This window comes from Eubacterium segne, from assembly GCF_014287775.1.
GTDB lineage: Bacteria > Bacillota > Clostridia > Lachnospirales > Lachnospiraceae > Eubacterium_G > Eubacterium_G segne.
The window spans coordinates 53134-65208 of record NZ_JACOOZ010000009.1 but is presented as its reverse complement, the minus strand read 5'-3'; the positions used below and the strand labels follow the sequence as shown (position 1 = coordinate 65208).

Sequence of the window (12075 nt, the reverse complement as noted above, 5' to 3'; positions counted from 1 at the left end):
GCCGGCATAACATTTCTTCCATACTGTAGGCTAAAATTTCCATATGTTTTAAAGAGTGAACTAATAATAAGGGAAAGGATAAAGCAAACACATTTTTCACTCTAAGTGTTTGTGTCTTTCACAGCAGACTTTATGCATTAGAAAGACTAGGTATAAGTTATGGAAGAAAAAAAGAAAAAATCAAAGTTGAAATGGATTATTATTGTGATTGTGGCAATTGCAATAATTGCAGCAGTTGCCGGTGGCGGCTCTGATGACAGCGTTCATCAGGTTAAAACTGATTCTAAAGATTCAAAGGTTACTAATGATAATTCCAAAAAAGAGGAGAAAGAAACTGAAGCCAAAACCAGTTTCAAGGTAGGTGAAACTGCTGAATACAAAGATGTTCAGGTAACTCTTGAAAAAGTAATTATTTCAAAGGGCGATGAAATTATCCAGCCTGATGAGGGCAAAGAATTTGCTATTTGCATTTTTAAAATCCAAAACAATTCCGACAGCTCTATCACCATGAGTTCTATTGCTTCTTTTGAAGCATATTATGATGATACTTCAATGAATGAAGATATTATGGGTCTTCAGGCTCCTGAAGCAAAGAAATATAATCAGCTAGACGGTGACATTGCTGCCGGCAAAAAAATGGAAGGTGTCATTGCATACCAGGTTCCAACTGACTGGAAGGAAATAGAAATAAATGTTTCACCAAGTTTCTGGTCTTCAAAGGATATCCGGTTTATTGCTACTAATAAATAGGATATGGTAAATAAATAATGTAAAAAAAACAACATCTGCCCCGGGGTGGATGTTGTTTTTGATTGTCTAACCTAATCTGCCTTTATTATCCTAAACAGCCTTCCGGCTGCCCTTTCTAAGTAAACCTGTGCATTTTTCATAGCATCTGATATGTCAATTACATCACATACACATGCCTGCATGCCGGTAACCCCCATGTCATATAGTTCTTCCAAATCACCGCTGAGACTACCTGATAGCACATACAGCGGTGTTTTATTTTCCTTGCATCTTTTGGCAATTCCTGATACAACCTTTCCGCCGGCTGACTGTTCATCAGTTCTTCCTTCTCCGGTAATTACCATATCTGCATCCTTAATCAAATTGTCAAAATCATTTAAATCCAGTAAAACCCGTATTCCCGACTCCATTTTTGAATCGGTAAAGGCGTACAATGCAGCTCCCATTCCACCGGCTGCTCCCATTCCCGGAAGACTGGAAATATCTCTGCCTAAAAATTTACTTAAAACTTTGCTATAATTAAGCATTCCCCTTTCAAGCCTGTTTGCAATTTCATCATCAGCACCCTTTTGCGGGCCAAAAACATAGGTTGCACCCTTTTCTCCCGTAAGAGGATTTGTTACATCACACATAACAGTAAACTTAGCCTTTTTAAGTTCAGGCATAACCGACTTATCATCAATCGCCACAACCTTCTCCAAATCCCCACCGGTTCCTTTTAGTTCGTTGCCATTTTGGTCTAAAAACCTATATCCTAACATAGTCATGGCTCCCATTCCACCGTCATTTGAGGCACTTCCACCTATTCCTATGTATATGTTCACTGCTCCATTTTTCAGTGCATCAGCAATTAACTGCCCCGTTCCCTTTGATGTAGCATTTAAAGGATTCCTCAGCTTTGATGGTACCAAAGTAAGACCTGAAGCCTCAGCCATTTCTATAACTGCAACATCCTTTTTCATAATATATGATGCTGTAATAACATTGCCTAAAGGGTCAGAAACTTTAACCTCTACCTTCCGGTAATCTTTGTCTGTTTCTAAAACCGCTGCCAGAGTTCCTTCCCCTCCATCGGCCATTTGTACTTTCTTAATATCACATTTTCCAAACACCTTTTGTGCCTGCTGTGCAACTATATTATTAACCTGTGTGGAACTAAGACTCCCCTTGTAGGAATCTGATGCCAAAACAATCTTCATAGGTTACTCCCTTTAACAAACTAATCTTTTTATGCTGACAACTGCTGCTGGTTTGCTTCCATTGTCATTATGTTATTGTTTATTGATATACATAATGGATATGATGTATCACCTGTTTTATATATATCAACTTTATCATGACTAACCCTTATTTCAAGCCTACAACCTTTGTACATTACCACAAACTCCATTTTTTTCCATTCCTTTGGAAGATGAGGGGTTATGTACAATGCACTATCATCAGCGGATACCCCTGCAAATCCCTGTATAAGGCAATTATAAATGCCCCCCATGGCTGCTGCATGAAGTCCGTCTGTGGAATCATATGGATTATCTACTAAATCCACCTCAAGTGCTTTTTTGAAGAAATTTTGTGCCATGTCCAACTCTCCAATATTAGCGCATGCCTGAGCGTGTGCACAGTAACTTAGGGATGAATCATGCAAAGTTCTTTTTTCATAGAACAAAACATTTTTCTTCACAATATCCGGGCTGTATAATTGTGGGAATAAATTCAACAGCATTACCACATCTGCCTGTTTTATTGCCTGCGTATCCACTACCTGATCCCTTGTGTAATCCAGTAACACCGACTGCTTTACCTGGGAATTTTTATATTTGTCAATATCAGGCAGCTCCTTCTTTGACAAAAATGTATCATCCTGAGGAATAATTCCATCTTTATTAACCTGAGGAATATATATATTTCGTACAAACTCTTCTAAACCTAAAATATTATCTTCATATTTTGTTTTATCACTTAACTTTTCATAAAAGTTATTATCATTTTCTTTTAATTTCTTTAATTCTATTAACGTCTGTCCCACACAATACTTAGCCATATAGTTAGTAAATGTATTATTATCAATATGTTCATCGTATTCATCAGGACCTATTATATCCAATATTTCTAAACGGCCATTTTTTTCTACACTTCTGCTCTCCCAGAATTTAGATATTTCAATTAACATTTCATATCCATATTTGTGCATAAATTCTTCGTCTTTAGTCATATGGTAATAGTTTATTATGGCATAGGCAATATCGGCACTAACATGATGCTCCTTCCTGCCTGACCATACCGGATTAGCTTTTCCTGTTTCTATGTTAAGTGCTGCAAACAAAGGAGTTTCTTCCTTTCCTTCAAAGGCACTTTCCCATGGATACATCGCTCCTTTATAGCCGTATTCTTTTGCCTTTTTAAATGCTCCTGAAAGACCATTATATCTGTATATAAGTAATCTTTTTGCCATTTCAGGATTGGTATAGCAGAAAAACGGCAACATATATATTTCAGAATCCCAAAATACATGCCCCTTATATCCTTCACCTGAAAGACCTTTTGCTGCAATACTCACTCTATCCGTATCTTTTGGTATCATTCCAAACAACTGTAACTGTGAGTACTTTATTGCCGCCTCGTCCTCTACTGATATGCCATCTATTTTTATTTCTGCATTTTTCCAAAACTTATAGACTTCCTGTAAATGCTCATCAAAAAGCTTTGCAAATCCTTTTTTTCTGTTTTCAATTATTCTGCTTATTTTATCTGTTTTTGTAATATCCGGTTCTTCCACATTGGTAAATACCATTGCATATTTTGTTAGTGTAACCGGTTTATTTTTTACTAATTTTATTTTTCTTTTTTCGTATATGCTTCTTCTTTCAAGACCGTAATTTTTAGCGTCATCTGTTCCTTCATAATCTAGTGCCATCATTATATCAATTTCTGAATCATCTGTATTCCCAATATACTCCATAACAGTATTATTGCGTACCCCGCACTCAGTTTTTCTGATATGTGCCACACCGCTGTTTGTCATCTGTCCGTTTATGCCTACCTTTACAGCCATATCTAAATCATTTCCATCAGCTAATGTTATTACCAACTGTTGGCAAAACAGATGTAAATCACTGTAAGAAACAAATCGTCTTGATTTTATATTTATTATATTATTTTCTAAGAGAAAATCACACTGAAAAACCAGCTCTCCCGTTTCCACATTAAACTTTCTGTTGTAATTTTCTATTTTACAGGTATCTAAGCTTATGACCTTTCCCTTTGTGGTAATATAAACCTCTGACAAATTAGGACAATTAATCAACTCAACAACTTCATCCTTTGTTGCCTTTGAAAAAAAACCTCTCACAAACATTCCCTTACATTCCGCAATTGTGGGAAAATCCTGTGTTCCTCTTATTCCCATGTACCCATTTTCTGTTGTAAATACGGATTCCGATTTTTTTGTATATTTCTGCCTATATTTATTTTCTTCTATCCACAATCCGGTGGAATCTCTCTTCGTATCATAATAGTACATATTTTTCACCTGTGCCTTTCTATAGAAAAACAGGCTCCTTCTTCTCTGCCGACTTATATAATGCTTCAATTATCATCTGAATGTATGCACCTTCCCCGGCTTTCACTAAAACTTCTTCTTTACCTTCTATTGCATCTATGAAGTTTTCTAAAGCTTTGTTGTGCAAATCTCCATCACTAATGTAGGGATAATTTACAGCCTGATAATTTCTATTGGATCCACTATAAATTTCCAGTGGAAATAAGGATGCACCTAACTCATCTCCATAAACCTTCACAGCCCTCACATCCTTTTCTTTCATATTAAGGGCAAATGTAGTTTCTATTCCTATACCGGTTCCGTCTTCAAATACAATGTTTCCAAAAAGTCCGTCTTCAACAGTGTATTTTTCCGGATTCCACGAACCCATAAGTCCGTTACTTTGTTTGGTTCCTATTAAATTTGAGCTTATTGCCGATACATAGGAAACCTTTTTATAGTCAAGAAGATATAATGCTATGTCTAACATATGGGCACCTATATCTATAAGGGGTCCTCCCCCCTGCATATCTTTACTTATGAAATTACCCCAGCCTGGAACTCCTGCCTTTCTAAGCCACTGTACTTTAGTATAGTATATTTGTCCCATTTTACCATTTTCTATTAAATCCTTTAAAATAGCCACATTTGTTCCATGTCTGAAATGAAAATCATATGTCAGTATTAGTCCTTTAGATTTAGCTTTATCAGCCATCTCCTTAGCCTGACTATAAGAAATTGCAGGTGGCTTTTCGCACATTACGTGACATCCTCTGTCTAATGCATCCATTACAATTGGATAATGAAATTTGTTTGGTACGCAAACACTTACTGCATCAGGATTACATTTTTCCAATAATTCTAAGTGAGAACTACAACTAAAGGGAATGTCAAAATCCTTTGCCACTTTACCTGCCACATTTTCATATGTATCGCTTACTCCCACAATTTCCACATTTTCCATGGATTTAAATGCCGGAATGTGTGTTGTCTGTGCAATTTGTCCTGCACCTATTATAGCCACCTTTATCTTTCTCATATATTTACCTCGCAAATCTGTTATACGTGGGAGATTTTATCTCCCACATAAAATTTCCTTATTATTTAAGGCATTCCTTAACAAAAGCACTTGACTCCTTACATACTTCCACAGGGTCGCCTCTTAATCTTCCTTCAAAAATAATTGGTCCATCGTAACCTATTTCTTTTAATGTATCAAAATGCTTTTTGAAATCTATTGAACCTGAACCCGGCTGATATCTCTGATTGTCAGCTATATGAACATGTCCAATATAATCCTTTGACTCTCTAAGCGCCTGAGATATATTATCCTCCTCACGGTTCATATGATAAAAATCACAGGTTGTCTTAACATTTGTGAATTTTCCATTATCAATAATTTCTCTTGCCTGACTTTGAAGGTTAAGCATATGATCCTGATACTGATTAAGCGGCTCTAAATAAATGTATACGCCATACTGTCTTGCCACGGGATCTAATTCCTTTAATGAATCCATTATTGCCTTAATATCACCTTCATGACTTCTTGGTGGTACATGTGGCGGCAATCTGAAAGTAAACATTCCCCATGCTGCCGGAATAACAACTCCTGTTCCACCAACTTCTGCTATACATCTTAATATTTCCTTTAAATCGGTAACTCCATTAAGCCTTCTTTCTTCTATGAAATCACCAATCCATCCTCTATATCCATTACATGCTGTTGTAACGGGAACTTTTGTCTTCTCAACTGCATCCTTTATTTCCGCAGTTTTTTCAACTAATTCCTTACCATCCACCTCATAGCAGTCATATCCTAATTCTTTAATATAATTAAGTCTGTCCACAAAATTTCTCGGAAAGAAATCTCTATCCTGTGTTCCATATAACATTTTAAGCACCTAACCTTTCATTATTATTTGTCAAAAGTAACACCCATTTTGATACTTAATTCAGGATCCTGATCAACATATTTCATAAATCCTTCTGCTGATTCTTCAAATGGTACTATAGGATCAATAATATCCTCGCAATTCAAATAACCGCTCATAAGCATGTTCCATACAACATCTTCAATACGTTTTCTTGTCCATCTCGGATATTCCGGAAGAGGTTCTGAGCATGCTCTTGAGAAAACAATTTTTCCCTGATTGAAATGACCTTCCTGTCCAAGCCATAAGCCCGCCGGGAATGGTTTTGCAAAGGCAACATATGCTATTGTTCCATTGTATGCAAGTCCTTTAATAGATGCCTGAAGAGCATGTACATTTCCTGATGTCTCAATAATTGCATCAGCACCCATCTTATCTGTAAGTCTCTTTATTTCCAAACCCGCATCACAGGCTGTGCTGTCTAATACATAATCTGCTCCAAGCTTTAATGCTACATTTCTTCTCTTTTCAATAGGATCAACACCAATAACAACTGCTGCTCCTAATTTTACACACATCTGAAGTGCAATCATGCCAATTGCTCCAAGACCAACTACAACAACGTTATCTCCCGGTCTTACATTAGCATCTCTTACACCTGCTAAAGCAAACTGTGCCGGATCATAACATACGGCATTTTTTGCTGATGCATCCTTGCTCATTTTTCTAAGCTTATAATTGTCAACTGCGTTCACTATCTGTGTTTCCTTTATTGGTCCGTATGAACAAACTCTGTCACCTACCGCATATTCCGTAACGTCTGCTCCTATTTCAGTGATAGTTCCCACAAACATATTTCCTAATGGTAAATCACCAAATTCAATTCCTCTTGGTTCATCTGCTGCTCTTTCCTTAAAGACTCTCCATTCTTCGTCAAATTTTCCGTCCTTAAATGGAGTTACATCTCTGAAATCTGCCAATTCAGTACCGTGCTTTGGTGCTGCAAATTCAACCTTAACCTTTGCTTCATTTGCCTTAATAGGTCTGTCTTCATAATCCTTTAATTCTGCTACTCTAGGTGCAGTTGCAACTAACTTCTTCATTTTAATACCTTCTCTCCTTTATTTAACCTTTAACTCCGCCTGCTGTTCTTCCACTCTTTATTAATGTCTGGCTTATACCATACATAATAACGATAGGTAATGAGGACATAATTGATGCTGCCATCATTCTTCCCCAAATATAATCAGGTGTGTTAAACAGTGAATTCAATCCTATTGTAATTGTCATTTTATCCGGTGAATCTAAGAAGATTGATGCGAATAAAACGTCGTTCCATGCAATCATAAATGCATAAACGAAAACTGAAATTAATCCTGAAATTGAAAGTGGAACCACGATTCTGAATATTACTCCAAATCTTGATAATCCATCCACTCTTCCTGCTTCCTCAAGTTCATCAGGAATTGTTTCAAAAAAGCTTCTTGTCATATAAATTGCAGTTGGAAGTGTCTGTATTATCATACAGATAATTACCGCTTCATGACTGTTTCTCAATCCAATTGACGAAAGCAATTTATATAAAGGAACTATAAGTAATATTCCCGAAAACATATATACAAAGAAAAATACTTCGGTTATTACTGATTTTCCTTTAAATTTCAATTTAGCTAATGCATATCCTCCAAGTATTCCTAAGAATACAACTATTGCTGAGGTAGTAAGAGAAATATACATACTGTTCTTAAAATATTTTAAAAATGGGAATATTCCCGGATTAAAAATATCTTCCATATGTTTAAAGGTAAATGACTTTGGTATAATTGTCGGTGGAAAACCTATTGTTTCTGCCGTGGACTTAAAAGCCACACTTACCATCATAATAAATGGAAATAATATTATTAAAAGTATGATAATTAAAGCAGTGTAAAATAATATATTGTTCCTGACTTTTCTTTTAGTCCTCGTCATTTTTGAACACCACCTTTCTTATCAGCATAACCATTGCAAAGATAAATACAAACAGTACAAGGGAAATAGCTGCTGCCTTTCCGAAATTATGTGTTGAGAATGCCATATCATACAGATATACACCTAAAACATCTACCTGACTTGTAAGTAACTTAACTTCTGCGTAAATGTAGAACGCCCAAATCATTCTAAGGCTTACAACTGTTACCATTGTAGGCTTTATTGCCGGATATGTTACCGCTTTGAATTTCTGCCATTTTGAAGCACCATCTATATCTGCTGCTTCATACAAACTTTTGTCTATAGAAGTCATTATTGCCACAAATGACATATACGCATATGGGAAGAATCTCCAAACATTAAACAAGGCTACTAATACAAATGCACTCACCGGGCTGTCAAACCACAATGGTGCTTTATCTACCACATGTAATATATCAACCAGAAAATAGTTTATTATTCCATATATATTGTTAAACATATATCTCCAGCAGAAAATCAAACATACCGAGGGTACTACATATGACAGAATAACTAAAGCATTTACCAGTTTTTTGCCAACAAATTCTCTGTTTAAAAAGCATGCCATGGCTAATCCTAAAATGGTACTTAATACAACTACAACAAATGTAAATGCTATGGTAATAAGTACACTTGAATAAAACTCCTTATCTGCAAGTACCTCTTTAAAATTATCAAGTCCCACAAAAACGGATTCAAGTTTTGGATTAAGTGGTACTTTCTGTACGCTTATCATTATGTTGTAAATCATCGGATATCCGATTAATGCAACCAGTAAAATAATACTTGGAGCTAACAATGTATATGCAAAAGCGTTCTGACTTTTTCTTATTTTCTTTAACATATAAGACTCCTTCTTTTAAAAGAGGGCCTTTTATTCAGCCCTCTTTTCTAAACTAAACTATTTTGCAAGTTTTTCTGCCTCAGACTGAGCATTCTTAAGTTCTTTTGAGATATCAGCTTTCTGTACTAAGATATTATTAAGTGCTTTGCTTAATACACCTGAGTTTGTGATATCGCCCATAGCCATAAAGTTCTTGCCGTTTACACTTCCGAATAACTGAAGATTATCAAAAGCTGTTCCAACATTATCAAGAAGGTGTGCGTATGGCTTAATTAATTCATTATCTGCATATGCCGGATCATCTGCAACTGCTGATAATACAGGCTGAACTCCGCCAGGTGCCATCTCTAACCATGCTTCATTGTTTTCTTTTTCCATTAAGAAGCTTACAAACTTCTTAGCTGCTTCTGTTTCTGCGTCACTGATAGTATTTGAAATTGATAAAACTTCAATACAACCATATGCTGCTGATGTAGTCTTTGTAGGTACTGCTAACTGAACATCCTCAAGGAATCCTGCATCTTTACATCCTCCAAGAATATACGTTGAATACATACACATTGGTGTATTCTTTCCAACGAAAGCATCCTTAACATCTGCAACCTCTGTTGAACCGGGCATTGAATACTGTGATAATTCCTTGTAGAACTCAGCTGCTTCTTTCATCTTATCTGTGTCAATTGTTATATTTCCGTTTTCATCAAAAGCATTTGCTCCATTTGATAATGCGAACTGTGAGAATACCTGCTCTGTAAATGCTGAATCAGATGTTGGAAGAGCTATACCATACTGTTTCTTTGATGGATTATAAAATGCCTTAGCTATTTTAATTACATCATCCCAGTTCTGTGGTAAATCAAATCCTTTTTCCTTTAACATTTTTGTATTACACCAAATACCCTGAACCCATCCTGATACAGGAACACCAACATAATCTTTTCCGTCTTCTGTCTTTATTACTTTAAGAGCTCCATCAAAATAAGCATCTTCTCCTACTGAAGCTATAACGTCATCTGCTGCCTGTGTGTTTATGAACTGATTCTTTACGCTTGTTTTTGCCTGATCCTGACTAAATTCAATAACAGCCGGAAGTTCTCCGTTACCACCTAATGTAGTAATCTTGCTATCGTAATCATCTTCTCCTACAGGCATCTGTTCAACCTTGATGTTTGGGTTTTCCTTTTCAAATTTCTTAATAACTTCTGAAAGAACATCCTGTCTTTCCTGTTCTACCTGCATGTGCATAAACTGGATTTTTACTGTTTCATCCTTTGCACTGCTTTCCTTCTTTTCACTGCTGCTTCCGCAACCTGCAAACAATGTTGCAACCATAGCTAATGATAATGCTGTTGCTAATACCTTTCTCTTCATCATAATAATCCTCCTTTGTTTTAATTATCTTCCAGTATCCACATACTCTGTAAAGGTTTAAGGGTTATGGTTCCATTAACCTTTTCTGCGCTTAAAAGGTCTGTTCCCTTAAATTCAAGAGCTGTTACGATTTCCTCTGAAGATACATTAATTACTGCTAATATTTTCTTCCCACCGTCCATATATCTTTCCAGTGCGAAAATATGTGAGTCCACATTTAAAATTCTCTGATGTGCCTTCGGCGAAAACTGTTCGTGCACTTTTCTAATATTCAGTCTTCTTATCATTTCATTAAAAATAGTGGCTCTGTTTGTATTACATAAAAGCTGTTCTTCTAATTTTTCCAAATCCAGTTTCTGTCTGTTTATTCTTCTTGGAATATTAGAAGTTTCCCTTCCATAGTAATCATTCCTTGAACCCAGCAAACTATGAATGTATATGCCGGGCAGTCCCTGCATTGACATAAGTATTGTTTCTGCTGCCATAAACCTGCCAATTCTTACTTCATCACTGTCTTCCGGTGATGCCAATGCATCCTGATAATTAATGTTTAGCTCATAGGGACTTTTAGTTCCGTCCCCATTGTCTTTATAAGATACAACCCCACCATTAGTTAAAGTTGCATCAATTAAAACCTGTCTCTCTTCATCATTTAATATTCCCTCTACCGGTCTTACACCTATTCCGTCATGAGAACTTAAGAAATTAAAGAATGTTGTATTCTCTCCCGGTTCCTCAAGACCTTTTGCCCACCGGGTAAGTTTTGTGGCATCTCCTGTAATAAGTGAATACATTGTAAGAGGTGGAAGCGGAAACTGATAAACTAAATGTGCCTCGTCCCCGTTTCCGAAATAACTTATATTTTGCTCATGTGGTATGTTTGTCTCTGTTATGAAATACACACCCGGTGCATATTCCTCTAAAATTCTTCTATACGACTTCACTACCATATGAGTTTCTTCTAAGTTAAGACATGTTGTTCCCGGTTCTTTCCAAAGAAATGCTATGGCATCCAATCTTATGAATTTTGCCCCATTCTTTGCATAAAACATTAAAACGTCCAATATCTCACTGTAAACATCTATACATTTATAATTTAAATCTATCTGGTCTTCACTAAAGGTTGTCCATATGTACCTGCTACCTCTGTTAGTTTCAAACTTTGTAAGTAGCGGTAAAGCCCTAGGTCTGGTTACCTTTGAATAATCGACATCCGGATCACATTCAATGAAATAATTCCTATAAGGATCCTCTCCTGTCAAATACTTCTTAAACCAATCACTTTTAGCTGATATATGGTTTATAACCCCATCAAACATTAACTTATAATCATCAGAAAGACTGTTTACATCCTCCCAATTTCCAAGGGAGGGATTTATTTCCTTATAATCTACTACCGAAAATCCATCATCTGATGTGTATGGATACATAGGCAATATATGTATTGATGAAATTGCATCCTTCACATGTTTTTTCATAAACTTATGAAGTGTCTTAATCCCTGCCTCATTTTTATCTGTAATTGAATCTCCGTATGTAATAAGCATGGAATCTGTTTCGTCTAACCATGTTTTCTTTGTATCCAGATATCCGTATTTATTTAAAACCCTGTCTATGCGGTCATACAGATTTTCAATAGTTTTCCCATCTTTATATATTATTTTGTAATATTCATATAAATCTTTTCTTAATAAATCATTCATTTTGTA

General features: G+C 36.0%; 10 protein-coding genes. 1 reads left to right on the top strand and 9 read right to left on the bottom strand.

Annotated features, from left to right (window positions below; translation table 11 throughout):
* The first annotated feature begins 159 nt into the window (after positions 1 to 159).
* Positions 160 to 750: a DUF5067 domain-containing protein gene (locus H8S00_RS11850; RefSeq protein WP_021952533.1), complete on the top strand. Its 591-nt coding sequence runs from the start codon at positions 160 to 162 to the stop codon at positions 748 to 750.
* Positions 751 to 821: 71 nt separating this feature from the next.
* Here H8S00_RS11850 and H8S00_RS11845 read toward each other — a convergent pair whose 3' ends face one another.
* The 9 genes from H8S00_RS11845 to H8S00_RS11805 form a co-directional block, all read right to left on the bottom strand.
* Positions 822 to 1949, bottom strand: a complete 1128-nt coding sequence (locus tag H8S00_RS11845; protein WP_118589687.1) for a glycerate kinase family protein — start codon at positions 1947 to 1949, stop codon at positions 822 to 824.
* A 29-nt stretch (positions 1950 to 1978) separates the two neighbouring features.
* A complete protein-coding gene (locus H8S00_RS11840; protein ID WP_118589688.1) occupies positions 1979 to 4270 on the bottom strand; it encodes a glycosyl hydrolase family 65 domain-containing protein in 2292 nt (763 codons plus the stop codon).
* A gap of 19 nt (positions 4271 to 4289) precedes the next feature.
* Positions 4290 to 5327 (bottom strand): Gfo/Idh/MocA family protein, encoded by a 1038-nt coding sequence (locus H8S00_RS11835; RefSeq protein WP_021952536.1) that lies wholly within the window; start codon positions 5325 to 5327, stop codon positions 4290 to 4292.
* Positions 5328 to 5388: 61 nt separating this feature from the next.
* Positions 5389 to 6180: a sugar phosphate isomerase/epimerase family protein gene (locus H8S00_RS11830; protein ID WP_021952537.1), complete on the bottom strand. Its 792-nt coding sequence runs from the start codon at positions 6178 to 6180 to the stop codon at positions 5389 to 5391.
* A gap of 23 nt (positions 6181 to 6203) precedes the next feature.
* A complete protein-coding gene (locus tag H8S00_RS11825) occupies positions 6204 to 7262 on the bottom strand; it encodes a zinc-dependent alcohol dehydrogenase (RefSeq protein ID WP_118589689.1) in 1059 nt (352 codons plus the stop codon).
* A 22-nt stretch (positions 7263 to 7284) separates the two neighbouring features.
* Positions 7285 to 8130, bottom strand: coding sequence for a carbohydrate ABC transporter permease (locus H8S00_RS11820; protein WP_118589690.1), 846 nt, complete (start codon positions 8128 to 8130; stop codon positions 7285 to 7287).
* Positions 8117 to 8995 carry a carbohydrate ABC transporter permease gene (locus tag H8S00_RS11815; protein WP_021952540.1) on the bottom strand — a complete coding sequence of 293 codons (879 nt, stop codon included), beginning with the start codon at positions 8993 to 8995 and terminating at the stop codon, positions 8117 to 8119. Before H8S00_RS11815 ends, H8S00_RS11820 begins: the two co-directional genes overlap by 14 nt.
* A gap of 57 nt (positions 8996 to 9052) precedes the next feature.
* Positions 9053 to 10369 carry an ABC transporter substrate-binding protein gene (locus tag H8S00_RS11810; RefSeq protein ID WP_021952541.1) on the bottom strand — a complete coding sequence of 439 codons (1317 nt, stop codon included), beginning with the start codon at positions 10367 to 10369 and terminating at the stop codon, positions 9053 to 9055.
* 17 nt (positions 10370 to 10386) lie between these two features.
* Positions 10387 to 12069, bottom strand: coding sequence for a sugar phosphorylase (locus H8S00_RS11805; protein WP_021952542.1), 1683 nt, complete (start codon positions 12067 to 12069; stop codon positions 10387 to 10389).
* Between the last annotated feature and the right edge of the window lie 6 nt (positions 12070 to 12075).